The sequence below is a fragment of the Bradyrhizobium sp. 18BD genome (assembly GCF_054185225.1).
This window is the reverse complement of the sequence record NZ_JAVAYL010000002.1, coordinates 236,223-261,214: the sequence shown is the minus strand read 5'-3', so window position 1 is coordinate 261,214 and position 24,992 is coordinate 236,223. Positions and strand designations below refer to the sequence as shown.

Genomic DNA, 24,992 nt, shown 5'->3' with positions numbered 1-24,992 from the left:
CCCGTCACGTCGCCGACTTCGCCGCATTCCACAGCGCGTCCATCTCCGCCAGCGAGGCCTGCTCGAGCGTGCGGCCCTGCGCCTCCAGCGCCCGCTCGATATAGGCAAAGCGCCGCTCGAACTTCGCGTTGGTCGCGCGCAGCGCGGCCTCCGGATCCGCGTCGACATGGCGGGCGAGGTTGACGAGGGCGAACATCAGGTCGCCGGTTTCTTCGGCGATCTCCTGCTTGTCGTTGCGATCGAGTGCGGCCTCGATCTCGTCGGCTTCCTCGCGGATCTTCTGCAAGACCGCGCGCGGGTCGTTCCAGTCGAAGCCGACGGTGGAGGCCTTGCGCTGCAGCTCCATGGCGCGCGTCAGCGCGGGCTGGCCGGCCTTGACGCTCGACAGCAGCGATTTGTGCGGCGGCGTCGCCTCCGGCGGCCGGCGCGCGGCGCGCTCGGCTTTCTCTTCGGCCTTGATGCGGTCCCAGACTTCCTTGACGTGGGACGGGGCGAGATTGCCGTCCTTGTCGGCGAAGACATGGGGATGGCGGCGGATCATTTTTCGCGTGATGGCCTCGACGACATCGCCGAAAGCAAAGGCGTTCTGCTCGGAGGCCATCTGGGCGTGGAACACCACCTGCAGCAGGAGGTCGCCGAGCTCCTCCCTGAGATCGTCGAGATCGCCGCGGTCGATCGCGTCGACCACCTCATAGGCTTCCTCGATCGTGTAGGGCGCGATCGTTGCAAAATTCTGCTCGAGGTCCCAGGGGCAGCCGGTCACCGGCGTGCGCAGTGCCGCCATGATCTCGATCAGGCGGGAAATGTCGCGGGAAGGGGTCATTGCGGGGCAGTCTCCTGGGTCCCTAACCTTATGCCAAAAGCGGGCCGCCGTTCCCAGCCGGGCGCGACGGAACAGGCCGATTTCCACTGATTGGCGCGCGGGGCCTGCAATGCTAAAGCGCGGGCCATGAGCGACGCATTTTCATCACAAACCGCGCTGGTGCTGTTCTCCGGCGGCCAGGATTCCACCACCTGCCTCGCCTGGGCGCTGAGCCGCTTCGCGCGCGTCGAGACGCTGGGCTTCGAGTACGGCCAGCGCCACGCCATTGAGCTTTCCTGCCGCGACCGTTTGTTCGACGGCATCAAGGGCCTGCGCGCCGATTGGGCCGCAAAGCTCGGCGAGAGCCATACGCTGTCGATCCCGACGCTGGCGGCGGTCTCCGAGACGGCGCTGACCCGCGACGTCGCGATCGCGATGGGCACCGATGGGCTACCCAACACCTTCGTGCCCGGCCGCAATTTGGTGTTTCTGACGTTTGCCGCAGCATTGGCGTATCGCCGGGGCATCACCCATATCGTCGGCGGCATGTGCGAGACCGACTATTCCGGCTATCCCGATTGCCGCGACGACACCATCCGCGCCATGCAGGCCGCGCTCTCGCTCGGCATGGCCCGCGAATTCGAGATGCATACGCCGCTGATGTGGATCGACAAGGCCGCGACATGGAAGCTCGCGCACGATCTCGGCGGCGAGGGGCTGGTCGACCTGATCCGCGAGCAGTCGCACACCTGCTATCTCGGCGAACGCGGCGCCCAGCACGATTGGGGGTATGGCTGCGGCGAGTGCCCGGCCTGCAGCCTGCGGGCGAAGGGGTGGCGGGAGTATGTGGCGGGGCGGTGATGACGCCATAACCTCGGTGTCATCGCCCGCCTTGTGCGCAATTGCGCACTGGGGCGGGCGATCCCTCAACGCCGTCATTGCGAGGAGCGCAGCGACGAAGCAATCCAGATTGTCTCCGCGGTGAGATTCTGGATTGCTTCGCTGCGCTCGCAATGACGGATAGAGCGCGAGCTAGCCGAAATCCTCGGGCCTGAGCTCGATCGGCTTGCCGTGCGGCGTACGGTCCGCTGCATGGTCCCACGCATCGCGATAGCGGTGCAGCGTGTCCATCGAGGCGACTCCCTTGCGCGCGACGAGGCCTTCCAGCGTAGCGAGCCAGTGCAGATAGTACGTCTCGCCCGTGTCAGGATCGCCGGCGGCCTGGGCGCGCTTGATCTCGTCGGCCAGCGCTGCGGCCCATTCCGGCCAGGTGAAGACGCCGCGGTCATGCAGCGTCAGCGCCATCGCGAAGGCATGCGCTTCCCAGGGCGCGCGGAACACCGGGCCGTCGTCATCGCGCGGAATGCTCGGGATGGCAGCCGTCGCGGCGGCAGCAAGCGTGCTGCTCATCACGCCGGATCCAGATAGGGCTCGAACGCGTCGATCGAGACCTTCAGCGAGGGATCGCCATCCTCGCCCCAGAGATCGCGGCCGTCGAACACGACGGTGTAGAGCCATTGCGGATTCTCACCGAGCTCCATCGCCGCCGAGTCCGGAAACACCTGGCAGCCGTGATTCAGCTCGACCACGCCGACATGACCGCGGACATAGCGCGGCAGCCGCGTATGCGTGGTCGGATGGATGTTCTTGGCGCGGACGCGCGCGCCGATGTTGAATTTCGCCGGCGCAGGCGCAGGGCGGGCGAACTTGCCGCGCACCATCACGCGCTCGACATTGGCGAGGTCGAACTTGCCGTGCTTGAGCGCCTTGCCGGGCTGCATCGCATGGCCGGCGGCGACCTCCTCGCGCGTGAGATAGCCCTTCTCGATCAGCATCTCCTCGAGCCCGAGAAACCACTTCTTGTAGTAGGAGCTGGAGAGGTACACGTGCGGCGGCAGCGTCTCGCGATAGAAGCGCGAGGTGTCGATGTTGAAGGCGCCGGCCGCGCCCATCGCGCGCACCATGGCCAGCACGCGGGATTCCCATTCCTCGTGAAACATCGGCTCGTTCAGCTCGGGCTCGACCTTGCCGAACCCGTCCATGCCGCCCATGTCGTGCACGCCATTCATGAGGGCGCTCCGGGCGTCTTCGGAAAACCAGTGCCGATCATGGAGTCGCGCGTGACCAGCTCGGCGAGCTGCTCCTCGCTCCAGCCCTCGGTGCCTTCGGGGCGCATCGGCAGCACCAGGAAGCGCGTCTCGGCGGTGGAATCCCAGACACGGATTTCCATGTCCTTGGGCAGCGTCACGTCGAAATCGGCGAGCACACCGCGCGGGTCCTTCACGGCGCGCGAGCGATAGGGTGAGGCCTTGTACCAGACCGGCGGCAGGCCCAGCATCTCCCAGGGGTAGCAGGAGCACAGCGTGCACACGATCATGTTGTGTCGCGCGGGCGTGTTCTCGACCACGACGAGATGGTCGCCGACGCGGCTGACATGGCCGAGCGTGCCGATCGCCTTGCTGCCGTCCTCCAGCAGCGCCTTCTTGAACGCCGGATCGGTCCAGGCCTTGGCCACGACCCGCGCACCGTTGTGCGGGCCGATTTTGGTCTCATAGGCCTGGATGATGGCATCGAGCGCGGCCGGCTCGACATAGCCTTTCTCGGTCAGAATCGTCTCGAGCGCGCGCACGCGCAGCTCGGTTTCCGACAGCTCGGAATGGTCGTGATCGTGGTCGTGATGATGGTCGCTCATGGCGCAGAAGATAGTCCCAGAATCCGGGCCTTGTCGAGGCGAAGACTCTGCTAACATCGCGCCATGGGCTGGGCCAAACATACCGGAATTGCTGCCGCGATCGCGGCTCTTATTGCAATTTCGGCGCAGGATGCGCGCGCTGCGAATGGCGCCTATGCGGTGGATGCCGCCGACATCTCCGAGGTCGGCTCCTGCAAGGTGGAAAGCTGGATGTCGGCGGCGTCCAATACCGATTTCACGGCGGTCGCCAATCCCTCTTGCGTCGTCGATCCCTTCAGGCCGATCGAGCTGAGCATGCAGACCATCCGGTCGCGCAGCGATGGCGACTGGAGTACGACCATTGCGCCGAAAGCCAAGACCAATTTCATCCCGACCGGCATCGGCCGGTGGGGATTGTCGGCCTATGCAGGCGGATCATTTGACGCGGCGACCGGCGAGGCGCTGACCGCCTTTGCGGTCATCCCCGCAACGTTCCGCCTGTCCGAGACCGCGCGCATCAACGTCAATGGCGGCTGGCTCTGGGATCGCACCGTCGATCGCCACTATCTGACCTACGGCATCGGCTTCGACTGGAAGTTCACCGACACCCTGCAATGGACGATCGAGGCTTTCGGCCAGGCCGGCGCCTCCGAGAGCCCTGATGTCGTGCAGCCGCGTTTCCAGACCGGCGTGCGCTACCGGCCGAACGAGATCTTCTCCGTCGACGTGATCTACGGCCGCAACATCACCGGCGAGAATGCCAACTGGATCACCCTCGGCACCACCATTCGCTTTCCGGTCGGCGGCAGCGAGCCGGAACACCGGCGCACCGGGCATTTGTGAGCGATCCAGGATCAAGAACAGGAGGCGTTGCCATGACCGACTATGTGACGATCGAGAAAGGTCATGGGCCGGAGGGACGGATCGCGATTGTGCGGTTCGACCGCAATGACGGCATCAATGCGCTGTCGCCCGAAGCGCTGCGCCAGCTCACGGCGGCAGCGCGGAGCTTTGAGGATGACGAGACGACATCCGTGGTGGTGCTGACCGGCAGCACCAGTGCATTCAGCGCCGGCTTCGACCTCAAGGATGCCGAGGGCCGCTCGCGCAAGGAGATGGATCTCGGCACGCTGCGCCGGCATCTCAAGCTCGGGCCGCGCCTCACCCAGGCCTGGCAGGAGATGGAGCAGATCACGATCGTGGCCATCGAGGGCTTTTGCGTCGGCGGCGGCGTGGCGCTCGCAGTGGCCCTCGACTTCCGCGTCATGGGGCGCGATGCGCATCTGCGCGTGCCCGAGATCGGGCTCGGCATGAACATGAGCTGGCAGAGCATCCCGCGCATGCTGCACCTGATCGGACCCGCCCGCACCAAGCAGGCGGTGATCCTGGCCGATCAGCGCATCAGCGCGGAGGAGGCCTATGAATGGGGCCTGGTGGAACAGGTGGCCGACCCTGGCCATGCGTTCGATACCGCGATGGAGCTCGCCCGCAAGGTCGCCGCGCAACCGCCGCTCTCGGTCGCCATGACCAAGTTGACCGTCAACCGGCTCGCGCACGCGCTGGACGATCTCGCCAGCCACATGGATGTCGATCAGTTCGCGCTGGCAAGCCTCACCGAGGACCACAAGGAGGGCGTCGAGGCGTTCCTGACCCGCCGCAAACCTCGCTTCAAGGGGCGGTAGAACGTGGTGTCGGGCCATTGATCGGGCCCCGGACAATCCGTATACGCCGCGATGGGACAAAACGGCCCGGCCAACGGGCGAAATGATGTGACGACAATCGAGGGGAGGGCCCATGGCCGCTAGCTCGCAGGCGCCTGAGGCAAAAGGGTTTCGCTGGAAGCTGATCGCGCCGCTCGTGGTGTGGCTGGCGATCTATCTGTGGCCGGTGCCGCCGGGTCTCAACGTCAATCAGTGGCACTATTTTGCCGTGTTCGCGGCCGTCATCACCGGGCTGATCCTGGAATCGATGCCGGTCGGCGCGGTCGGCTTCATCGGCCTGACGGTCGCGGGCGTTGCCGGCTATATCGATCCCGATCCCAATAAATCGCTGCGCTGGATGCTGGCGGGCTTTGCCGAAAGCACGGTGTGGCTGATCGTCGGCGCCTTCGTGTTCTCGATCGGCTATCGCAAGAGCCAGCTTGGCCGGCGCATCGCGCTGGTGCTGGTGCAGAAGCTCGGCCGCAACACGCTCGGGCTCGGTTATGCGGTGGCGATGTCGGATTTCCTGCTCGCCCCCGCAACGCCCTCGAACACCGCGCGCAGCGGCGGCATCGTCTATCCCATCATCAGCAACATCCCGCGCATCTACGGCTCCGAGCCGGGACCAACCGCCGGCAAGATCGGCACCTATGTGATGTGGACCGCATTCGCGGCGACCGCGATCACCAGCTCGCTGTTCTTCACCGCGCTCGCGCCCAATGCGGCGGCGCTCGCGATCGCCAAGAAGACCGCCGGCGTCGAGGTGAGCTGGGCGCAATGGTTCATGGGCTTTGCGCCGCTCGGCCTCCTGCTGATGATCCTGGTGCCGCTGCTCAGCTATGTCGTGTGCCGTCCCGAGGTAAAGCGCAGCCCCGAGATCACCGAATGGGCGACGAAGGAGCTCACGGAAATGGGCCCGATGTCGCGCAACGAGTGGATCATGCTGGCGCTGGTCGTGCTGGCGATGTTCCTGTGGATCGCGGGCTCGAGCCCGGACATCCACGTGCCCGTGCTCGGCTCGAACTTCGTCAACGCCACCACCGTCGTCTTCATCGTGATCTCTCTGATGCTGGTGACGGGCGTGATCGAGTTTGCCGACATCGTCGCTGAGAAGAGCGCCTGGGAGGTGTTCTTCTATTTCACCTCGCTGCTGACGCTGGCCTCGGGCCTCAACGAGATCGGCTTCATCAAATGGTTCGCGACCGAATACGCAAAGCCGCTCGCGGGGCTGTCGCCGTCGACCGCGATGATCCTGTTGGTCGCGCTGTTCTTCTGGATCCACTATTTCTTCTCGAGCATCACCTCTCATGCGGCAGCCGTGCTGCCCGTCGTGCTCGCGGTCGGCTCCGGCATTCCCGGCCTGCCGGTCACCACGCTCGCCATGCTCTGCATGTATTCGCTCGGCCTGATGGGCGTGATCTCGCCTTATGCGACCGGACCCGCGCCGATGTATTTCGGCAGCGGCTATATCGGGAAGGGCCAGTTCTGGGGTTTTGGCCTGACCTTCGGGCTGCTGTATTTCGCCGGCCTGCTGCTGATCGTGCTGCCCTGGCTGACGCTGCGATGAGCCGGCCCGGAGGCTGATACCCCCGGGCGGAGGAATATTCTTCTCCGGGGCGGGATTGGGAAAACTTCGTCCAATCCCCTCCAAATATCTGAAATTGCAAGAAAGACCCGAAAAGGCGATGGTGCGTGCTGCAGTGCAGCGCGATTCATCCTGAAACGCTCGGCTGCAGTTCCACCCAGTCGCTCGCTGCGACCAAGTTCCGTACGCCCCAGGAGGGGAATGCGGGCAGGCGAACTATTGTGCATGAAGGCCGCCGCCATGAACGCCCACCAATCGCTCACGATCGGACAACCGCTCGAAACGCTTGAAGCGATTTCGCCTGCCGTCGTCGAAGCGGACGCGATGGTCCGTTTCGAAGGCATCTCGAAGACCTATCCGGCCTATCGCGGCAAGCCCGGCGTCAACGCGCTGGTGAACATCGACTTCGCGATCCCGCGCGGCTCCATCACCGGCGTGATCGGCCGCTCCGGCGCCGGCAAGTCGAGCCTGGTCCGGCTGATCAACGGGCTCGAGAAGCCGACCACGGGCCGCGTCATCGTCGATGGCCGCGACATCTCGGCACTCGCCGGGCGCGAGCTGCGGCTGGCGCAGCGCTCGATCGGCATGATCTTCCAGCATTTCAACCTGCTGTCGTCGCGCACGGCGGCCGACAACATCGCGCTGCCGCTCGAGATCGCCGGCTGGTCGAAAGCAGACATCAAGGCCCGCGTCGCCGAGCTGCTGGCGCTGGTCGGCATCGCCGACAAACACGACCGTTATCCCTCGGAGCTCTCCGGCGGCCAGAAGCAGCGCGTCGGCATCGCCCGCGCGCTGGCGACGCGGCCGAGCGTGCTGCTCTCGGACGAGGCGACCTCGGCGCTCGATCCGCAGACCACGCGCGCGATCCTCGATCTGCTCGCCAACATCAACCGCGAGCTCGGGGTGACCATCGTGCTGATCACCCACGAAATGTCGGTGGTGCGTCAGCTCGCCAAGGAAGTGGTCGTGCTCGATGCCGGCCACGTCGTCGAGAGCGGCCATGTCGCCGACATCTTCACCCACCCGAAGCATCCGATCACGCAGTCCTTCCTCGCCGAAGTCATCGGTGACAGCCTGCCGGTCTCGCTCGCGAGCCGGATCGTAGCGGCACCGGCTGACGGCGGGCAGGCCGTGATCCGCGTCCAGGTGCGCGGAGCAGGGGCCGGCGATACGCTGGTGGCGCGGCTCGCCCGCGAGCTCAGTCTCGACGTGTCGCTGCTGTCGGCCCGCATCGACGAGATCGGCGGCCAGCATGTCGGCTCGCTGACCCTCGGTATCCCCGGTGGCGAGGACGCGGTGTCGCGGACGCTCGCCTGGCTGTCTCAATATCAATTTTCGGCGGAGCGTCTCGGCTATGTCGCCTGAACTCATCAATCTCATCGTCCAGGCGACCTTCGAAAGCCTGTACATGGTCGGCATCGCCGCACTGCTCGGCACCGCCTTCGGCCTGCCGCTCGGCGTATTCCTCGCCACCAGCCGCAAGGGCGAGCTGTTCGCGGCGCCCGCCATCAATCGCGTGCTCGGCATCGTCGTCAACGCGACACGCTCTACGCCCTTCATCATCCTGGTCGTCGCCATCATCCCGTTCACCCGGCTCGTCGCTGGCACCTCGATCGGTTCGACCGCGGCGATCGTGCCGCTGACCATCGCATCGACGCCGTTCATCGCGCGCCTTGTCGAGGCGGCGATCCGCGAGGTCGATGGCGGCTTGATTGAAACGGCATCCTCGTTTGGGGCCTCGCCGATCCAGATCGTGCTCAAGGTGCTGATCCCCGAGGCGCTGCCCGGCCTGCTGCTGGCGCTGACGCTCGCGGTGGTCAGCCTGCTCGGCTACTCCGCCATGGTCGGCGCTGTCGGTGGCGGCGGCCTTGGCGATCTCGGCATCCGCTACGGCTACCAGCGCTTCATGCCGGAGATGATGCTCGCCGTCGTCGTCGTGCTGATCGCGCTGGTGCAGCTTGTGCAGAGCGCGGGCGATTATCTGGCACGCCGGGTCAACCGCCGGCTGCGGCACCGCTGATTCAAACGTCCTGACACTGGAGACTTCAATGCGTTTTCTCGCAACCCTTGCGGCTGCAGCCTTGCTTGCGACCGCGGCTCACGCCGAAACCATCCGCGTCGGCGTCACTGCCGGCCCCCATGCCGAGATCCTCGAGGTCGTGAAGAAGGTCGGCGCCAAGCGCGGCCTCGACATCAAGGTGGTCGAGTTCACCGACTACGTGATTCCGAACCAGGCGCTGGCCCTGAAGGACCTCGAGGCCAACTCGTTCCAGCACGAGCCGTACCTGAAGAACCAGATCTCCAAGACCGGCTGGAAGATCGTCAAGGTCGCCAACACGATCGGTTCGCCCCAGGGCGTCTATTCGCAGAAATACAAGAAGCTCGCGGACCTTCCCGAGGGCGCCCGCGTCGCCATCGCCAACGATCCCTCCAACGGCGCGCGCGGCCTGATGATTTTGGCGCTGCACGGCGTGATCAAGCTGAAGGACCCGAACAACGTTTCGTCGACGATCGCAGACATCACCGACAACCCGAAGAAGCTGCGCTTCGTCGAGCTCGACGCCGCCCAGCTGCCGCGCGCACTGCAGGACGTCGACCTCGTCGCGATCAACAACAACTATGCCGTCCAGGCTGGCCTCAATCCGGCAAAGGACGCGGTTGCGCAGGAGAACGCCGACGGCCCCTGGGTCAACATCCTCGCCGTACGCGAGGAGGACAAGGACAAGCCCTGGGTGAAGCAGCTGATCGAGGCCTATCACTCAGACCAGGTGAAGGCGTTCCTGGAGACGCGCTTCAAGGGCACCTACCTGCCGACCTGGTAATGAAACTGGCGCGTCAGGCAGCGAGCCTGGCGCGCCGCAGCGTCTCCGAGGGCAGCTCGGAGAAGTGGCGCTTGTAGTCGAGCGAGAACTGACTGAAGTGCCAGAAGCCGTGCCGCACGGCGACGTCGTAGACAGACGCCTGCGCGCTACCGGCACGCTTCAGATCGCGCCGGACCCGGTTCAGCCGCATCGCACGCCAATAGTGCATCGGGCTGGTGCCCAACACCTCCTGGAAGCAATAGCCGAGCTTGCGCGGGCTGGCGCCGACGGCCTTGCACACCTCCAGCAGCGACAGCGCACGCTCGCCGCTGCCGTGCATCAGCTCGCGGGCCCGATCGACAGTCCGCTTGCGCGCGGCCGAGCTGCGGCCGGGATCGCTGGGCCGCGCCGTCGGCAGCATGTCCATGATCTCGACGAGAAGGGCGTCTTCCAGCGTCTGCCGCGCGGCCGGGTCGTCGAACTGTTCCGGCGCGGTCATGACGGTCTCGTGGATGGCGGCGAGATGCGCGCGCAGCCGGGCGACCGGCGCTTCCGCCATCTCGATCACCTGCAACTGGTGCCAGACGGCGCGCGGCAACTCGATATCGAGCCGGGCCGCAAGCTCCGCGATCAACACCGCGCTGGCGACGACGCCGCGCAGCTCGAACGCCTTCGGCGTACACATGTCGATCTCGGCATCGACGCTGGCGATCACGCGGGCGCCCTTGGCACTTGTGCCGTTGCAACTGACCTCGCCGTGCCAGGGCAGACCGATGCCAAAACTGTCAGCGCCGAGCTGGCCATATTGGCGGACCTGCTGGCTGGTGATCTCGCGAAACACTTCAAGCCGAGGCAGGGAGAGCTGGGTAAAGCTGCCCCGGAAGGCGCCGGCGCTGATCTGGTCGTAGCTCAGCCGCCAGCGGCCGAGCGTGGCGCAGTGCTCATCGACATCCGTGCTGCTCGCCTGAAGCAGATTGGCAGCCGAGTCCTGAATCGGAAGAGTTGCGCCTAAGGCCATGACACTACGTCAGAATCTGTAAGCCGAACAGCCAGCAAGAACCACGCCAGACTGGCACGGCAGTGGCCACTGTCCAGCAAAATATTGCTGGATCTCGATAACGTCCGGGGACGCCGGGGTGCAGTCTTCCTCCCAAGCCACTCCCGACACTGGGGGCGGGGTGCGCTTCGCGGAGGATCGAGATGCGACCGACTGACGTCATGCGCGGCAGCCCGCCCGCGCCCGAGGCCCAGGTGACGCGCGCCAACTGGCGCAGCTTTCCAGCGATCCGCTGGGGCTTCACCCACACCCGCGAAGTGTTGCCGACCGCGGAGATCCGCCGCTCCGCACGGCCGACGCCGATGCAGAGCGCGCCGCGTGAGCTGTCAAAGCTCGGCTTCACCGCGCCCGACGGCAAGCCAACCACGATCGAGGCGACTTTGCGCGAGACCTTCGCCGACGCGCTGCTCGTCATGCATCAGGGCACGCTGATCCACGAATGGTACGACGACGGCATGAGCGTAACCACGCCGCATTTGATCTGCTCGATCAGCAAGGCGATCGCCGGCACGCTCGGCGGCGTGTTGGCCGCGCGAAGCCTGGTCGATCCTGAGGCGAGGGTGGTGCGCTATGTGCCGGAGCTCGAGACCTCGGTCTACGGTACCTGCACGGTCCGCAACCTTCTCGACATGGCCGTCGCCATCCAGTTCGAGGAGGACTACGAGGACCCCGCCGGCGACGTTGCGCGCTACAGATTCTCCTCGGGCTGGGACGTGCCGCCTGATGGCGTCGAGCCCGGCCATCAGCGCGCCTATCTCACGACCTTGCGCGGGACCGGCAAGCCGCATGGCAAGGTGTTTCACTACGTCTCGACCAACACGGAGGTGCTTGGCTGGGTCTACGAGCGTGCCTGCGGGATGCCCTATCATCGCATCCTCTCCGAATATCTCTGGCAGCCCTTGGGCGCCGAGGAGGACGGCTCGCTCACGCTCGACAGCCACGGCATGGGCCGCACCGCGGGCGGTATCTCCGTCACCGCGCGGGATTTGCTGCGCTTCGGCGAGATGATGCGCAATCGCGGCGTGGTGGAGGGGCGGCAGGTCGTGCCGGGCTGGTGGATCGATGACATCCGCGAGAACGGTGATCCCAAGGCATGGACTGACGGCGACCTCGCCGAATTCTTCCCGGGCGCGCGCTATCGCAGCAAATGGTTCACGATCGACCCGGCGCGCAATGCGCTGACCGGGATCGGCATCCATGGCCAGCACCTCTATGTCGATCTCGACTCCGACACCGTCATCGTCAAGCTCGCGACGCAGCCCAAGGCGATGGACGTCCCGGTCGACCAACGCTGGTTCGCGGCCTTCCGCGCCATCACGACACATCTCGCTCCGCGCTGATCTCCGGACATCCCCATGCTCGATACCGTCAAAGCCAAATCATCGCCGCAGACCGCGGCGCCACATCCGCTCGATCCGCTGACCGCTGAAGAGATCACCGCGGCCTGCACGCTGGTGCGTGCCGCCGCGGCCTCACCGGAAAACTGCCGCTTCCCGACGGTGCGGCTGGAAGAGCCGACCAAGCAGGAGCTGGCTGCGGGCGAAGCAGGGCGCCGCGCCTTCGCGCTGACCTTGGACATAACGACTGGCGAGGCCATCGAGCACATCGTCGATCTCGCCCGCAACGAGATCGTCGGCCGAAAGATCATTCCGAACCGCGAGGCGCCCTACGGGCAGCCGCCGGTGATGCTGGAAGAGTTCTTCAAGTGCGAAGCCGTGGTGAAGGCCGACCCCAGGTGGCGCGCGGCGATGGTCCGGCGCGGGCTCACCGACAAGGACATCGAGCTGGTCCAGGTCGACCCGTTCTCGTCAGGATTCTTCGATTTCGAGTATGAGCGGGGGGCGCGCATCGTGCGCGCGGTCAGCTTCTTCCGCGAGCATCTCCAGGACAACGGCTATGCCCATCCGATCGAGGGCGTGGTCGCCGTGGTCGATCTCATCGGCGGCAAGATCATCGACCTCACCGACGCGGACCCGATCGTGCCGATCCCGCGCAAGAAGCGGAACTACGGCGCGCATGAAGTCACCAATCCGCGCACCGACATCAAGCCGCTGCATATCGAGCAGCCGGACGGTCCGAGCTTCAAGGTCGATGGCTGGAAGGTCGACTGGCAGAAATGGAGCTTTCGCGTCGGCTTCACGCCGCGCGAAGGCCTGGTGCTGCATCAGCTCGCCTACCAGGACGGTGCGCGCAAGCGCTCGCTGATCCATCGCGCCAGCGTCACCGAGATGGTGGTGCCTTACGCCGATCCGACCGAGAACCATTTCTGGAAGTCGGCCTTCGATGCCGGCGAATACGGCCTCGGCATGCTCGCCAATGCGCTCGAGCTCGGCTGCGACTGCCTCGGCAACATCCATTATTTCGACGTGCCGGCGGCCGACAACAAGGGCGAGCCCTTCGTCATGCAGAACGCTATCTGCATGCATGAAGAAGACTACGGAATTGCCTGGAAACACTACGAATTCCGCAACGGCCTGTTTGAGGTTCGCAGGTCCCGGCGGCTCGTGATCTCGTTCTTCGCGACCGTCGGCAATTACGACTATGGCTTCTACTGGTACCTGTACCAGGATGGCACGATCCAGCTCGAGACCAAGCTCACCGGCATCATCCAGACTGCCGCCGTGGCATCAGGCGAAAAGTACAAATGGGGCGGCATGGTCGACGACAATCTGGGCGGGCCGACGCACCAGCACTTCTTCAACGTGCGCATGCACATGGATCTCGACGGCGGCGGCAACACGGTGACGGAGCACGAGTTCGTGCCGCGGCCGTGGGGCCACGACAATCCGCACGGCAACGCCTTCGACACCACGACCCGCGTGCTGTCACGCGAGCGCGACGCGGCGGCGATCGCCAATGGCGAGACCGGGCGGTTCTGGAAGATCAGCAATCCCAACGAGACCAATTCGGTCGGCAATGCGCCGGCCTACAAGCTCATGGTCAATCCGAGCCCGCTGATGCTGGCGCAGGAGGGCAGCTACGTGCGCAGGCGCGGCGGCTTTGCGACCAAACACGTCTGGGTGACCGCGTTCGACGCGGCGGAAAAGTACGCCAGCGGCGACTATCCCAACAATCACGCGGGCGGCGACGGCCTGCCGCGCTACGCCGCACAGAACCGCAACATCGAGAACGCCGACATCGTGCTGTGGCACTCGTTCGGCCACACCCATATCTGCAAGCCCGAGGACTTTCCGATCATGCCGGTCGAATATGCCGGCTTCATGCTGAAACCGACCGGCTTCTTTTCGGCCAACGCCGCCGGCGACATCCCGCCGGAGCGTAACAGCCGCAGCGTGCTCTCGGGTGAGCAGAAGGATGCTGGCGCAGGGTCGTGCTGTCACAAGGGCTAAGGGATCTATCCCCGTCATCCTGAGGCGCTCGTCCTGCAACGCAGGACGAGCCTCGAAGGACGACGGCCCGGCTGCATCTCGGCCGTACATCCTTCGAGGCCTCCGCTTCGCTCCGGCGCCTCAGCATGACGGTTCGATGCTGGTCGCCTCCTTGCGCGGCCGGGGTGCAACCCTGAATCAGAACGGATAGTGGCGCGGTCCGGTCTGCACGGCTCGCCAGCCATCCTCGGCCAGCGCGTTGAAAAATTCCCGGTGGGAGGCGCCGTTATTTCCCCGCCAGTTCGAGATCGCGGGCCTCGCCGGGCGCCGCTTCGATCGACGCAGGACCTGCAACGAGGCTGTCGACGTCGACCAGCAGCAAATCGGCGATGTGGGCAAGCTGGTGAAGAGGGATGCTCAGCTCTCCGTTCTCGGCGCGTGAGACGAACTCTGGCGAGACGCTGATGAAGTTCGCGATCTGGTTCTCGGTGTAGCCACGCGCCTCGCGCGCCGCCTTGACCTGCGCGCCGATGCGCCGCCGGTGCAGAGCCTGCTCTTCCTCGGTCATCATGAGGGCCTGCTCGTCCAGGCTCGCAACGCCGTCCGCGAAGGCGACGCCGAGCAGTCGCCGCTTCTGCCAGGCGACGCGACAGGCCTTGCGCAGGCCGTCGGCAAAGATCAGCGTGGCTTCTTTGGGAAACGCCAGCGACCAGTCAAGCTTCAGTCGCGCGCCGGTGCCTGATACGTCCGCGATGGTGCAGGGGATGCTGACGCTGCCCCTGGCGCCTTCAAACTCGATGATCCCGGTCCTCGCTGTGGATTGCCTGGTCGCCGCGCGCAATTCGCTCATGGACGTCGCCCCCGGATGCCCAGCACGCGCTGGGACAGAACGTTGCGGTGCGTGCCGCAACATGACTGAAATATCCCGTAACAGATTTTACCTTTCGGGTTCCCTACGCTCAATCGAGCGGCGAGGGCATGGTAAAGGATTCGTTCTCCGCGCCCGCCGTTGACGTCGCCGCAGCCGGCCTGTTCGGCCACGCGCGCGCCTTGCGCATCTAGAAAGATTCCAGATCCGGCAAAACATGCGCGCCTGCGCGCGTGTGAGCGCATTCGCCGCACATGCTGCGCACTGGTCTGGAGACATTCTAACGCTGTTCCTATCGCACTCCGAAATCGGCTGCGTTAGGGCGAGGCATCAAAAACGGTACCGGCAAAGCCGGCAGTGCGTGGGGCCTCGAAAGACGTGACGGACTTCCAACTTGCAGCGCGTTCCGACACGCGCATTCGACAGCTTCAGGCGCTCTTCTTTGGAGCCGCCAGCACATTCGCCCTCATCATTCCCTCTCTCGTCGTTCCCTTAGGTCCCGTGCAGGCACAGACGCAAATCCCCTCCGTCACCGTTGATGCGCCGGCCCAGCGCGCCCGGCCGGCGGCGGTCGCCGCGTCGCGTCAGTCTGCATCGACACGCGCCTCTCGCGCCAACCGTCGTGCTCCGGCGCAGCAGGCCGCGCCGACGCAGTCGGCCGCGAATGGCGCCACGGGTGAAGGCGCCGGCGGACCTGTGCGCGGTTTCGTCGCCACCCGCAGCGGCACCGCCACCAAGACCGATACGCCGCTGATCGAAACCCCGCAGTCGGTCTCCGTCATCACCACCGACCAGATCAGAAATCAGGGCGCAGTCTCGATCGGCGAGGCGCTGCGCTACACCGCCGGCGTCAGCGGCGACGTCAATGGCGGCTCCGACACGCGGTTCGGCGGCCTCCAGATCCGCGGCTTCGACATGACCATGCCGGGCCTCTACATCGACGGCTTGCGGATTCCGTCGAGCAATTACGTGCATTTCAACGGGCTCGATCCCTACGGCGCCGAACGCCTCGAGGTGCTCAAGGGCCCGTCCTCGGCGATGTATGGCGGCAGCGGCACCGGCGGCCTGCTCAACTACGTGACAAAACTGCCGACCGCGCAGCAGTTCGGCGAGGTCTCGGTCTCCGGCGGCAGCTTCAACCGCTATCAGGGTCAGTTCGACATGGGCGGCCCCGCCAACAAGGACGGCACCGTGCTGTGGCGCCTGACCGGCGTCGTCCGCGACGGCGAGACCCAGGTCGACTTCACCAAGGACAACCGCGTCTTCATCGCGCCTGCCGTCACCTTCAAGCCGAACGAGGATACGACCATCACGTTCCTCGCCAACTACCAGCGCGACCGGGCAGGGTGGGGCCTCCAGTACCTGCCGGCCTCGGGCACGCTGTGGCCGAACAACGGCCGCACCATCCCGGTCTCGTTCTTCGCGGGCGTGCCGAGCTTCGATGCCTTCAACACCGAGATCGCGACCGCCGGCTACCAGCTCTCGCACGATTTCAACGACGCCCTGACGTTCCGGCAGAACCTGCGCTACGCCTATCAGCACAACGAAGAAAAGGTGTTCTACGGCGCCGGCTACACCGACGAAGCCGCCGGCACCTTTGCCCGCGTCGGCAGCTACAGCAACTCCTACATCAACTCGTTCGCGGTGGACAATCAGCTCCAGGGCAAGTTCACCACCGGCTTCCTCCGCCACACCGTGCTGGCCGGCGTCGATTATCGCAACACCGACTTCCGTGACACCGCCTTCAGCGCCTCGACCTCGTCGCCGACGATCAATGTGTTCAACCCGGTCTACAGCTATGACTGGGCCATCGGCGGCATGATCGACAATACCGGTGTCAAGCAGTCGCAGGTCGGGCTCTATCTGCAGGACCAGATCAAGCTCGGCCGGCTCTCGTTCCAGCTCGGCGGCCGCCAGGATTTCGTGACGACCAAGGTCAACGCCGATCTCTTCAACAATTCGGCCTCGACCGACGCCTCGGCCTTCACCGGCCGCGCCGCCGTGATGTACAATTTCGACAACGGAATCGCGCCTTACTTCAGCTACTCGGAATCGTTCCTGCCGGTGCTGGCGACGACGCCGAGCGGCGAACTGCTCAATCCCGAGACGGGCGTGCAGTACGAGATCGGCGTCAAATATCAGCCGCTCGGCTGGAACGCGCTGTTCACGATCGCAGCCTTCGACCTCACGCGCGACAACGTCGTCACCTATCCACCGCCGAGCTACGCGGCCTCGCAGATCGGTCAGGTCAAATCGCGCGGCGTTGAGCTCGAAGGCACCATGTCGCTCGCCGACGGCTGGAATATGCGCGCCGCCTACGCCTATGTCGATGCCGTGCTGTCGCAGGACCCGGTCAATCTGGGCAAGGCGCCGCCGATGGTGCCGCTCAACCGTGCCTCGCTGTGGAGCGACTACACGCTGCAGAGCGGACAACTCGCCGGCCTTCAATTCGGCGGCGGCATCCGCTATGTCGGCGCGACCTGGGGCGACGACGCCAACACGTTCAAGGTGGGATCCTCGACCGTGCTGGACGCGCTGCTCGCCTATAGCCGTGACAACTGGCGCCTGTCGCTGAACGTGACCAACCTGACCGACCTGCGTTATGTCGCGGCCTGCTATGGCCTCGCGTCCGGCTGCTTCTATGCGGAGGGACGCAAGGCGATCGGCAAGCTGACCTACCGCTGGTGAATTCAAACTGGAGACGGTCCGGCCATCCGGGCGCCGGACCGGCTGGATGAGAGAGAACGATGAGAGCGATATTCGGCAGACTGCATCGCTGGGCGGGACTGCTGACGGCCGGCTTCCTGTTCTTTTCCGGCATCACCGGCGCGATCATCTCGTGGGACCATGAGCTCGACGACGTCCTGAACGGCCATCTGTTCGACGTCACCAGCAAGGGCCCGGCGATTCCCTCGATTGAGCTTGCCAGGATGATCGAGCAGCGCGATCCGCGGGCGCGCGTGGTCTATCTGTTCATGACGCCGGAGGAGGGCCACTCGCTGTGGTTCTTCATCATGCCGCGGATCGATCCCGCGACCGGCAAGCGCTACCCGCTCGACTACAACCAGGTCTTCCTCGACCCCAACACCGGCGTCGAGCTCGGCCGCCGCTATTGGGGCGCGGTGTGGCCGGTTACGCGCGAGAACTTCGTCTCGTTCCTTTACAAGCTGCACTACACCATGCACATCCCGGAGTTCTGGGGCAGCGACCGCTGGGGCATGCGCGTGCTCGGAATCATCGCCATCATCTGGACCATCGACTGCTTCGTCGGCTTCTATCTGACGCTGCCCTCGCGCCGGAGCAAAAAAGCCGCGCGGGCGCCGCGGGTGACGCGTCAGCTCGAACGTGGCTTCTGGGCGCGCTGGGCGCCGGCCTGGACCATCAAGACCTCGGGCAGCGCCTACCGGATCAATTTCGACATCCACCGCGCCTTCAGCCTGTGGACCTGGGGCGTGCTGTTCATCATCGCCTTCACGGCGTTTTCGCTGAACCTCTATTTCGAGGTGTTCTCGCCGCTGATGAAGATGGTGTCGAACTACACGCCGACGCCCTATGAGCAGCGGCCCTATCGCGATCTCGACGATCCCATCGAACCCAGGATGACCTTTGCCGAGATCGCCGCGCGCGCGGCGGCCGACGGCAAGGCGCGAGGGTGGACCGTTCCGGTCGGCGCGCTCAGCTACGGTCCGGCTCATGGCGTCTATGCCGCCGCCTACTTCCATCCGGGCGACGACCACGGCGCAGGTGGCGTCGGCCCGGCGCAGCTCTATTACGACAGCGAGGACGGCCGTCCGCTCGGCGAGCGGCTGCCCTGGGTCGGCACCGCCGCCGACATCTTCGTGCAGGCGCAATTCCCGCTGCATTCGGGCCGCATCGTCGGATTGTTCGGCCGCATCCTGATCTCGATCATGGGCCTCGTCGTGGCCGCGCTCTCGGTCACCGGCGTGGTGATCTGGTGGCGCAAGCGCCGCGCCCGCATTCGCGTCCAGGAGACCGCGGCATTGCGCCTGAGCCGGCAACTGACGCCGGCGGAGTAGGGCACCGTCGCCGATGAACCTTCCCGCCCGGCACCGGCACAAAGACTGGAGATCGCTCCAGCCTTCCGGAATTCGCAATGAGATCGCTCGCCCTGCTGTGCCTGCTCGTCCTGGCCGCGCCCGCCCATGCCGCCACGCCCGAGCAGCACTATCTCGACCTGCGCGACCGCTACATCGCAAAATTCTCCAAGGCCAAGGAGAACGACGAGACCTATAAGCAGCATGACGCGGCGCTGAAGGAGCTGACGGGCGTGCTGCGCGGCCTGGTCGGACCCGTCGCGATCAAGGGGCTTCCGACCGAGGGCCAGTCGAACGCCGACACGCTGTTCAAGGGCGATTCCGGCTTCGGCCATCTCGACGGTCTCGGCTTCTCATCGGAAGGCGACAAGCTGCAAGCCGTGGTGACCACGACCGGGCTGCTCAAGCACTGGCTGGCCGAGCACCGCGAAGACAGCATGCCGCAGGAGATCGGTGCCGCCTTCAAGTCGGACCGCTTCTACTATCAGGCGATCCAGGACTCAGCCTTCGCCAGATATGCCGAGCTGCCGCTCACCAAGCCGGCTGGCGCGAGCGCCGCGGTCGCCGTGCTGGGCGTGCGCGGCAATGGCGACCTGAAGGGACCACCGCATGAAATCGACGTGGTCGCGATCCAGGGTGACAAGGTCTTCTTCCTCGCCAGCAGCGACGCGGTGAAGACCGCCGAGATCCCGGCCTGCGAAAAGGTCTGGAAGCAGATGATGGCGAGGAAGAGCCCGCAGGACGCCATGGCCAGGGAGGACCAGGCGATGGACGCCTACACGAAGTGTTTTGCGAAGGAAGCGCCAAGCCAGGGTTGGTTCGCGGCGGCGATGAAGAAGGCGCAGAGCCAGTTGGAGCTGTTGCCGCTCCGGTAGGGCACAGCTTTCGCGCTCCTCACCGTGAGGGTCTCCAATGCGATCCGGTCAAAGCGCCCCGCCACCCAAATTCCACCCGCGCCCGCCTTCGCCAAAGATCTCGTACCCCGTCGCCGTCACCGCTACGGTGTCCTCGAGCTTGATGAAGCCGCGCGTCGGGTGCTTCATCGTGGTCTCGATCGAGACCACCAGGCCGGGTTCGAGTGGCAGGCGAGCGTCGGTGTCGTCGTAGGGGACCGGGCCCTTGGCGGTTAGGTGAGGGGCCTCGTGGCTGACGAGGCCCATGCCGTGGGCCAGGAAGTCCGTGCAGTCGCGCTGGGTGATTTTGGCGAGCTCCCGCTCGGCCGCGACGTAGATGTCGCCGCCCATGGCGCCCGGCCGGATCGCGGCAAAGGCTGCGCGCTGCACCGCCTCGATCTCGGCCAGGCAATCCTTCAGCTCACTGTCGGGCTCGCCCAGCACGGCCATGCGGGCGAGATCGCCGATATAGCCGTGATAATTGCCGCCGGAATCGAGTGATAGCACGTCGCCTTGCTCCCAGCGCTGCGATGACGACGCCCGGTTGTGGCTGCTGCCGCAGGCGAGCAGGCAGTATTCGAAGGTCAGGCCCCGATTGGTCTCGGCGATGCGAAGCGCGTCCGATAATTGCTGCTTGGTGGTGCCCGGACCGTGCCCGGCGATCACCTCCAGCATCGATGCGATGACCAGTTCGGACGCCGTCTTGAGTCTTGCAAGCTCGCCCGCCGACTTGACCGCGCGCAGCCGCTCCAGCACCAGCAGCGCGTCCTTGAGCTCGGCGCCGGGCAGGGCGTCCGACAGCGCCTTCCCTGCATCCATCGGCAGGAACGCCATCTCGACCCCGACCCGCTTCAACGGCACGCCGGCGTCCTTGATCAGCCTCACGGCCCGCGTGATGGCGTCGACCGAGCCGCTGGACTCGGTCCGGAGCTGCGGCACCCATGGCGGCGCCACAGCGCGCTGGTGGGTCTCCAGGCGGTGGCCGATATAGATTGCCTTGTCCGGCGCGCCCTTGGGATAGACCAGGACCGGCAGATAGCGGCTGACTCCCATGGCGTCCATGTAGTCGAAGAAGATCGCGCGCTCGGCGCCGAGTAGATACTGCACATTGTGCTTGGAGGTCGCGACCAACAAATCGAGCCCGGCGGCCTCCATGAGACGGTCAAGCTTGGCGGCGTCGAATGGAATGGCGCGCGAATGGCTGACGCGAGCGGCGTTCTCCTGCATGACGGGCTCCCTTGAGCGGCGGTTGAGACCGCCTTGTATCGTTGACCTCTTCAAGACTGCTGCGCCCAGTCTAGCACAACCTCTGCCCGCGCGCCCCAGCGGCATAGCCCCTGGGAAAATGGAACCAGAACTGAGAGCGGCTCCCGTTAGCGTCCGCGCCTGAGGTCCTCCGTCGCGCGCCTGAGGATCTCGTGAAGCCAGTCATGCGACGGCTCGCCCTCGATACGTTCGTGCCACAACAGCCGGACCTCGACCGGGGTTGTGGCGTAGGGCAATTCGTACGTCGTGATGGCATGCGCCTGTTCGAACGCCCGCGCCAATGGCCGCGGAACGATGGCCGCCAGTTTTGAGTCCGCGAGGAGAGCGGGCAGCGCCAGAAAATGCGGCAGCGAGACGGCTATTCGCGGAGGCCGGTCGCTCTCGGACAGCGCCCGTTCGAGCGCCGCGCGGTCATACATCTCCGATCGCCGGGCGAGGCCACGCTCGGAGATGAAGCCGCCGATCGCTCCTTCCTGTTCACCGCCAAAGGAGACAACGACCAGCGGCATGCGCGCCAGAGCCGCGTTGTCGATCCGGCCGAGCTTGCGTTTTCCGCCCACGATCAGCACGTCGTCATATTCGAACAACAGCGACGTACGGAAGCGGCTCGGCGGATCCGAGAAGACTCCGATCGCAACGTCGATGCGGCCAAGGTCGATCTGCTCGGCGAGGTCGATCCGTGTCACCGGCTTGATGATCAGGTCGATCGCCGGCGCCTCCCGGCCGAGTATCCTCAGGAGCGGTGAGGCCAGCACCATCGTGGTGAAGTCGTTGGCGGCCAGTGTGAACTGCCGGGTGGAGGCGGCCGGAACGAAGCTCGGCAGTTCGACCGCCGCCTCGAGAGATCGCAGGGCTTCGCGGATCTGTGGCGCCATCGTCAATGCGCGCGCTGTCGGCTGCATCCCGGTTGCCGTGCGCACGAACAAATCGTCTTCCAGCATCTCGCGGAGCCGGGCGAGCGAATGGCTCACGGCGGATTGACTGAGGGCAACCCTCTGGCTGGCCCGCAGCACGCTTCGCTCCTCCATGACGGCGTCGAAGACCTTGAGCAGGTTCAGGTCCAGGGTCTTGAACGAAACAGCCACGAGCAGGACACCGTCTCAAGGCGGATCGCGCGCCCGTTGCATTACTGCGATCGATCCCAGTTAAGGCCATACGCGCAGCCGGCGCAACCGAGCAAGGCGCACGAACCGCGAAGCTTAGCCGCTCGCGTGACCAACCTGAAGGCGGTTCAGGATCACTCTGCAAGAGTTTCACTTCCGCATTCGCGCGATCCCGTCATGATCCCGGCGCCGGATTTGGAGGAGACGGACCATGACATCCTGCGGGACATCGATCGGAGCTTTCGGAGTCGCATTGACGCTGTTGACAGCGCCGGCCATCGGGCAGGAGGGGCCGGTGAAGCTCGGTGTCCTGAGCGACATGTCCTCGCTCTATGCCGACAACGGCGGCCAGGGCTCCGTGGTCGCGGCGCAAATGGCCGTCGACGATTTCAACGGTAAGGTGTTGGGGCGCAGCATCCAGATCGTCGCGGGCGACCACCAAAACAAGGCGGATGTGGGCGCGACCATCGCGCGCCGATGGCTCGACAATGAAGACGTCGAGGTCATTCTCGACGTGCCGAATTCTGCGGTCGCACTGGCCGTGCAAGGCATCACGCGCGACAAGAAGAAGCTGTTCCTCGCCACCGGCGCCGCCACGTCCCGCCTCACTGGCGACGAATGCTCGCCGACCGGAATCCACTGGACGTATGATACCTACGCGCTGTCGCAGGGAACAACGCGGGCGATGTCACGTCTCGGCGCGCACTCATGGTACTTCCTTTCGGTCGACTATTCCCTCGGCGCGCAGCTCGAGGCCGACAGCCGCAAGGTCATCGACACCGTCGGCGGCAAGGTGCTTGGTGCGGCAAAACATCCGATCAACACGCCGGATTTTTCCTCCTTCCTACTCCAGGCGCAATCCTCGAAGGCGGACGTAATCGCGCTCGCCGACTCCGGCGGCGACTTCGTCAACGCCGTCAAGCAAGCCAGCGAATTCGGTATTACTCAGCGCCAGAAACTCGTCGGGCTGCTCGTCTTCATCGCCGACATTCACAGCCTTGGACTCCAGAGCGCCCAGGGCCTGATGCTGAGCTCAGCATTCTATTGGGACCTGAACGAGGACACCCGCGCGTGGTCGAAGCGTTTCATCGCGAAGACTCAGAAGGTGCCGACCATGATCCACGCCGGCACATATGGCGCGGTGATGCATTACCTCAAAGCGGTCCAGGCTGCAGGCACGCTGGATGGGCCAACCATCGCCGCCAGGATGCGCGAAATGCCCGTGAACGATTTCATGACGAGAAATGGCCGGATCCGCGACGACGGCCGGCTGGTCCGCGAGATGTACCTGTTTCGCGTCAAGTCGCCTGACCAATCCAGGTACAAGTTCGACTACTACGAGCTGCTCGCGACGATACCAGGGGACGAAGCCTTCCGACCGATGGAGCAAGGCGGATGTCCGTTCCTGAAGAAGTGATGATCGGTGAAAGCGCTACCGCACAGAGTATCGACGAGATCATCGCAGGCCGTTTTGCATGTCGCGAATTCTCGGGCGCGCCGGTCGGGCGAGGGACCATCGAGCAGATTCTCCGCGTGGCGCGGTTTGCGCCAAGCGGCGCCAACATCCAGCCCTGGCGCGTCTACGTGCTGGCGGGCGCCGTCAAAGACAGTGTGTCGGCGGCGTTGCGTGAGGCGCACGAAACTGCCCGCGACGGGCACGTGTCGGAATACAGTTATTACGCCAGCGACCTGCCTGAACCCTATCTCCATCGACGACAGGAGTTCGGCCGATTGTTCTACGGCTCGCTCGGCGTCGCCCAAGCCGATGTCGAAGCCCGGAGCCGGCAAACCGCAAAAAACTATGCTTTCTTCGGCGCTCCGGTCGGGCTGATCGTCACGATCGACCGGCGCCTGCAGGTCGGGAGCTGGCTCGACCTCGGCATGTTCATTCAGAACGTGTTGCTGGCTGCGGCAGGTCACGGGCTTCAATCCTGTCCGCAGGAGACGTTCTCCAGATATCACCGGATCCTGCGCCCGCTGCTGTCGATCCCGTCCGAGCAGATGGTGGTGTGCGGCATCTCGATTGGCCGTGCCAGGGACGAAACCCGGGGCAGGCTGATGCCGCGCGCGGACCTCGCGGAATTCGCCTCGTTCGCGGGGTTCGATGACCAATGTGCAACCCAAATGGAAAGGACAACACCATGGGAAGCCGAGACGAGCTGATTCAGTGCAGCATTCCGTTTCTGCGTGAGGTCAAGGATATGACGCCCGGCGCGGAGATGGAGCGGTGGCTCAATGAAACATACGGTGAGCGGAGCCAGCTCTACCAGGACCTGGCTCGCCTCATAAGGCTCGGGGTCGAGGAAGGTTGGGCGGCGAACCAGGAGGTCGATGGTCCGAACTACCGGCGCAGCCGCATCCTCGAGCCCATGCCCGAGACGTTTCAGTTCAGCATCACGGCCGTCTACATGAACAGCACCGATCCGCGACGCTTCAAGGACGAGGACGACCACGACGTGCTGCGAGGGCAGTATCACGGTCACCCCTATGGTGAGCTGAACCTGGTCGTCCCCCTGGACGAGGGCGCCGAGCTGAAGGGGCTGCAGGGCTGGCAGGGGCCCGGCTGGACGGCGCCCGATCCCGGCAGCCGCCACTATCCCGAGGTCCGCGGCGGCGCCGTCATTGCTCTGTTCTATCTTCCGGCCGGACGCATCTCCTACGACTTCGCGGCGCCGTCCTGATTCCCGCGGCCGGACAATCTCGGGAGACGCGCGTTGCATGAGCGTCATCCGTTTGAAGAAACGCGCCGCAGCGGCCCGCGCGGCGGCGATCCGTCGCGATGGCCACGGCCTACAAGGCAGCTCCAGAGGTTGAGGAGGGATTTCAGCAAGCCAACGCCAAGCGGCGCCCAATCCGGATCGC

At 65.2% G+C, this 24,992-nt stretch carries 23 protein-coding genes; 15 read left to right on the top strand and 8 right to left on the bottom strand.

The window, feature by feature from the left end; genetic code table 11:
- Nucleotides 1–4: 4 nt before the first annotated feature.
- Nucleotides 5–823 (bottom strand): nucleoside triphosphate pyrophosphohydrolase, encoded by an 819-nt coding sequence (gene mazG, locus RAD16_RS04395; protein WP_458156651.1) that lies wholly within the window; start codon nucleotides 821–823, stop codon nucleotides 5–7.
- A gap of 126 nt (nucleotides 824–949) precedes the next feature.
- Between mazG and queC the strand changes: the two genes are divergently transcribed.
- Nucleotides 950–1,663 carry a 7-cyano-7-deazaguanine synthase QueC gene (queC, locus tag RAD16_RS04390; protein WP_458156650.1) on the top strand — a complete coding sequence of 238 codons (714 nt, stop codon included), beginning with the start codon at nucleotides 950–952 and terminating at the stop codon, nucleotides 1,661–1,663.
- Between the two features lie 171 nt (nucleotides 1,664–1,834).
- Here the strand turns inward: queC and RAD16_RS04385 are convergent, their stop codons facing one another.
- From RAD16_RS04385 to nthA, 3 genes are read right to left on the bottom strand one after another with little or no spacing between them, the layout of a single operon-like run.
- Nucleotides 1,835–2,212, bottom strand: coding sequence for a nitrile hydratase accessory protein (locus RAD16_RS04385; protein ID WP_458156649.1), 378 nt, complete (start codon nucleotides 2,210–2,212; stop codon nucleotides 1,835–1,837).
- Nucleotides 2,212–2,871: a nitrile hydratase subunit beta gene (gene nthB, locus RAD16_RS04380; protein WP_458156648.1), complete on the bottom strand. Its 660-nt coding sequence runs from the start codon at nucleotides 2,869–2,871 to the stop codon at nucleotides 2,212–2,214. The genes RAD16_RS04385 and nthB overlap by 1 nt, the downstream gene beginning before the upstream one ends.
- Nucleotides 2,868–3,494: a nitrile hydratase subunit alpha gene (gene nthA / locus RAD16_RS04375; protein WP_458156647.1), complete on the bottom strand. Its 627-nt coding sequence runs from the start codon at nucleotides 3,492–3,494 to the stop codon at nucleotides 2,868–2,870. Before nthA ends, nthB begins: the two co-directional genes overlap by 4 nt.
- A 63-nt stretch (nucleotides 3,495–3,557) precedes the next feature.
- Here nthA and RAD16_RS04370 point away from each other — a divergent pair, with 63 nt between their 5' ends.
- From RAD16_RS04370 to RAD16_RS04345, 6 genes are all read left to right on the top strand, one after another.
- Complete coding sequence (locus RAD16_RS04370; RefSeq protein WP_458156646.1) at nucleotides 3,558–4,316, top strand: hypothetical protein; 759 nt, start codon at nucleotides 3,558–3,560, stop codon at nucleotides 4,314–4,316.
- A 32-nt stretch (nucleotides 4,317–4,348) separates the two neighbouring features.
- Complete coding sequence (locus RAD16_RS04365) at nucleotides 4,349–5,155, top strand: enoyl-CoA hydratase/isomerase family protein (RefSeq protein ID WP_458156645.1); 807 nt, start codon at nucleotides 4,349–4,351, stop codon at nucleotides 5,153–5,155.
- Between the two features lie 112 nt (nucleotides 5,156–5,267).
- The gene (locus RAD16_RS04360) at nucleotides 5,268–6,740 is read left to right on the top strand and encodes a DASS family sodium-coupled anion symporter (protein ID WP_458156644.1); all 1,473 of its coding nucleotides are present in this window, start codon (nucleotides 5,268–5,270) and stop codon (nucleotides 6,738–6,740) included.
- Nucleotides 6,741–6,983: 243 nt separating this feature from the next.
- Entirely contained in the window at nucleotides 6,984–8,123 is a 1,140-nt protein-coding gene (locus RAD16_RS04355; protein ID WP_458156643.1) for a methionine ABC transporter ATP-binding protein, read from the top strand.
- Nucleotides 8,113–8,778, top strand: coding sequence for a methionine ABC transporter permease (locus RAD16_RS04350; RefSeq protein WP_458156642.1), 666 nt, complete (start codon nucleotides 8,113–8,115; stop codon nucleotides 8,776–8,778). The genes RAD16_RS04355 and RAD16_RS04350 overlap by 11 nt, the downstream gene beginning before the upstream one ends.
- Before the next feature lie 28 nt (nucleotides 8,779–8,806).
- The gene (locus tag RAD16_RS04345) at nucleotides 8,807–9,580 is read left to right on the top strand and encodes a MetQ/NlpA family ABC transporter substrate-binding protein (protein WP_458156641.1); all 774 of its coding nucleotides are present in this window, start codon (nucleotides 8,807–8,809) and stop codon (nucleotides 9,578–9,580) included.
- Nucleotides 9,581–9,593: 13 nt separating this feature from the next.
- Here the strand turns inward: RAD16_RS04345 and RAD16_RS04340 are convergent, their stop codons facing one another.
- On the bottom strand, nucleotides 9,594–10,577 hold the full coding sequence (locus RAD16_RS04340) for a helix-turn-helix domain-containing protein (RefSeq protein WP_458156640.1): 984 nt from the start codon (nucleotides 10,575–10,577) through the stop codon (nucleotides 9,594–9,596).
- A gap of 182 nt (nucleotides 10,578–10,759) precedes the next feature.
- On the opposite strand from RAD16_RS04340, the gene RAD16_RS04335 reads away from it, so the two are divergent.
- Together RAD16_RS04335 and RAD16_RS04330 are read left to right on the top strand one after the other, a co-directional pair.
- Nucleotides 10,760–11,956, top strand: a complete 1,197-nt coding sequence (locus RAD16_RS04335) for a serine hydrolase domain-containing protein (RefSeq protein WP_458156639.1) — start codon at nucleotides 10,760–10,762, stop codon at nucleotides 11,954–11,956.
- A 15-nt stretch (nucleotides 11,957–11,971) separates the two neighbouring features.
- On the top strand, nucleotides 11,972–13,966 hold the full coding sequence (locus RAD16_RS04330) for a primary-amine oxidase (RefSeq protein WP_458156638.1): 1,995 nt from the start codon (nucleotides 11,972–11,974) through the stop codon (nucleotides 13,964–13,966).
- Nucleotides 13,967–14,231: 265 nt separating this feature from the next.
- Here the strand turns inward: RAD16_RS04330 and RAD16_RS04325 are convergent, their stop codons facing one another.
- On the bottom strand, nucleotides 14,232–14,795 hold the full coding sequence (locus tag RAD16_RS04325; RefSeq protein WP_458156637.1) for a helix-turn-helix domain-containing protein: 564 nt from the start codon (nucleotides 14,793–14,795) through the stop codon (nucleotides 14,232–14,234).
- Nucleotides 14,796–15,191: 396 nt separating this feature from the next.
- On the opposite strand from RAD16_RS04325, the gene RAD16_RS04320 reads away from it, so the two are divergent.
- From RAD16_RS04320 to RAD16_RS04310, 3 genes are all read left to right on the top strand, one after another.
- A complete protein-coding gene (locus RAD16_RS04320) occupies nucleotides 15,192–17,501 on the top strand; it encodes a TonB-dependent siderophore receptor (protein ID WP_458156636.1) in 2,310 nt (769 codons plus the stop codon).
- Between the two features lie 59 nt (nucleotides 17,502–17,560).
- A complete protein-coding gene (gene fsrB / locus RAD16_RS04315) occupies nucleotides 17,561–18,850 on the top strand; it encodes a siderophore utilization protein FsrB (RefSeq protein WP_458156635.1) in 1,290 nt (429 codons plus the stop codon).
- Nucleotides 18,851–18,927: 77 nt separating this feature from the next.
- The gene (locus RAD16_RS04310; RefSeq protein WP_458156634.1) at nucleotides 18,928–19,743 is read left to right on the top strand and encodes a hypothetical protein; all 816 of its coding nucleotides are present in this window, start codon (nucleotides 18,928–18,930) and stop codon (nucleotides 19,741–19,743) included.
- A 48-nt stretch (nucleotides 19,744–19,791) separates the two neighbouring features.
- Here RAD16_RS04310 and RAD16_RS04305 read toward each other — a convergent pair whose 3' ends face one another.
- Nucleotides 19,792–20,988, bottom strand: coding sequence for a M24 family metallopeptidase (locus RAD16_RS04305; protein ID WP_458156633.1), 1,197 nt, complete (start codon nucleotides 20,986–20,988; stop codon nucleotides 19,792–19,794).
- 146 nt (nucleotides 20,989–21,134) lie between these two features.
- Nucleotides 21,135–22,112 carry a LysR family transcriptional regulator gene (locus RAD16_RS04300; RefSeq protein WP_458156632.1) on the bottom strand — a complete coding sequence of 326 codons (978 nt, stop codon included), beginning with the start codon at nucleotides 22,110–22,112 and terminating at the stop codon, nucleotides 21,135–21,137.
- Between the two features lie 229 nt (nucleotides 22,113–22,341).
- Between RAD16_RS04300 and RAD16_RS04295 the strand changes: the two genes are divergently transcribed.
- The 3 genes from RAD16_RS04295 to RAD16_RS04285 are packed head-to-tail and all read left to right on the top strand — an operon-like array spanning nucleotide 22,342 to nucleotide 24,811.
- Nucleotides 22,342–23,547, top strand: coding sequence for an ABC transporter substrate-binding protein (locus RAD16_RS04295; protein WP_458156631.1), 1,206 nt, complete (start codon nucleotides 22,342–22,344; stop codon nucleotides 23,545–23,547).
- Nucleotides 23,526–24,293, top strand: coding sequence for a nitroreductase (locus RAD16_RS04290; protein ID WP_458156630.1), 768 nt, complete (start codon nucleotides 23,526–23,528; stop codon nucleotides 24,291–24,293). Before RAD16_RS04295 ends, RAD16_RS04290 begins: the two co-directional genes overlap by 22 nt.
- Nucleotides 24,272–24,811: a 4-hydroxylaminobenzoate lyase gene (locus tag RAD16_RS04285; protein ID WP_458156629.1), complete on the top strand. Its 540-nt coding sequence runs from the start codon at nucleotides 24,272–24,274 to the stop codon at nucleotides 24,809–24,811. Before RAD16_RS04290 ends, RAD16_RS04285 begins: the two co-directional genes overlap by 22 nt.
- The last annotated feature ends 181 nt before the right edge of the window (nucleotides 24,812–24,992 follow it).

Excerpts from the sequence above, each read along its gene's own strand:
- mazG (WP_458156651.1), bottom strand. The coding sequence starts at position 823 with ATGACCCCTTCCCGCGACATTTCCCGCCTGATCGAGATCATGGCGGCA.
- queC (WP_458156650.1), top strand. The coding sequence starts at position 950 with ATGAGCGACGCATTTTCATCACAAACCGCGCTGGTGCTGTTCTCCGGC.
- RAD16_RS04385 (WP_458156649.1), bottom strand. The coding sequence starts at position 2,212 with ATGAGCAGCACGCTTGCTGCCGCCGCGACGGCTGCCATCCCGAGCATT.
- nthB (WP_458156648.1), bottom strand. The coding sequence starts at position 2,871 with ATGAATGGCGTGCACGACATGGGCGGCATGGACGGGTTCGGCAAGGTC.
- nthA (WP_458156647.1), bottom strand. The coding sequence starts at position 3,494 with ATGAGCGACCATCATCACGACCACGATCACGACCATTCCGAGCTGTCG.
- RAD16_RS04370 (WP_458156646.1), top strand. The coding sequence starts at position 3,558 with ATGGGCTGGGCCAAACATACCGGAATTGCTGCCGCGATCGCGGCTCTT.
- RAD16_RS04365 (WP_458156645.1), top strand. The coding sequence starts at position 4,349 with ATGACCGACTATGTGACGATCGAGAAAGGTCATGGGCCGGAGGGACGG.
- RAD16_RS04360 (WP_458156644.1), top strand. The coding sequence starts at position 5,268 with ATGGCCGCTAGCTCGCAGGCGCCTGAGGCAAAAGGGTTTCGCTGGAAG.
- RAD16_RS04355 (WP_458156643.1), top strand. The coding sequence starts at position 6,984 with ATGAAGGCCGCCGCCATGAACGCCCACCAATCGCTCACGATCGGACAA.
- RAD16_RS04350 (WP_458156642.1), top strand. The coding sequence starts at position 8,113 with ATGTCGCCTGAACTCATCAATCTCATCGTCCAGGCGACCTTCGAAAGC.
- RAD16_RS04345 (WP_458156641.1), top strand. The coding sequence starts at position 8,807 with ATGCGTTTTCTCGCAACCCTTGCGGCTGCAGCCTTGCTTGCGACCGCG.
- RAD16_RS04340 (WP_458156640.1), bottom strand. The coding sequence starts at position 10,577 with ATGGCCTTAGGCGCAACTCTTCCGATTCAGGACTCGGCTGCCAATCTG.
- RAD16_RS04335 (WP_458156639.1), top strand. The coding sequence starts at position 10,760 with ATGCGACCGACTGACGTCATGCGCGGCAGCCCGCCCGCGCCCGAGGCC.
- RAD16_RS04330 (WP_458156638.1), top strand. The coding sequence starts at position 11,972 with ATGCTCGATACCGTCAAAGCCAAATCATCGCCGCAGACCGCGGCGCCA.
- RAD16_RS04325 (WP_458156637.1), bottom strand. The coding sequence starts at position 14,795 with ATGAGCGAATTGCGCGCGGCGACCAGGCAATCCACAGCGAGGACCGGG.
- fsrB (WP_458156635.1), top strand. The coding sequence starts at position 17,561 with ATGAGAGCGATATTCGGCAGACTGCATCGCTGGGCGGGACTGCTGACG.
- RAD16_RS04310 (WP_458156634.1), top strand. The coding sequence starts at position 18,928 with ATGAGATCGCTCGCCCTGCTGTGCCTGCTCGTCCTGGCCGCGCCCGCC.
- RAD16_RS04305 (WP_458156633.1), bottom strand. The coding sequence starts at position 20,988 with ATGCAGGAGAACGCCGCTCGCGTCAGCCATTCGCGCGCCATTCCATTC.
- RAD16_RS04295 (WP_458156631.1), top strand. The coding sequence starts at position 22,342 with ATGACATCCTGCGGGACATCGATCGGAGCTTTCGGAGTCGCATTGACG.
- RAD16_RS04290 (WP_458156630.1), top strand. The coding sequence starts at position 23,526 with ATGTCCGTTCCTGAAGAAGTGATGATCGGTGAAAGCGCTACCGCACAG.
- RAD16_RS04285 (WP_458156629.1), top strand. The coding sequence starts at position 24,272 with ATGGGAAGCCGAGACGAGCTGATTCAGTGCAGCATTCCGTTTCTGCGT.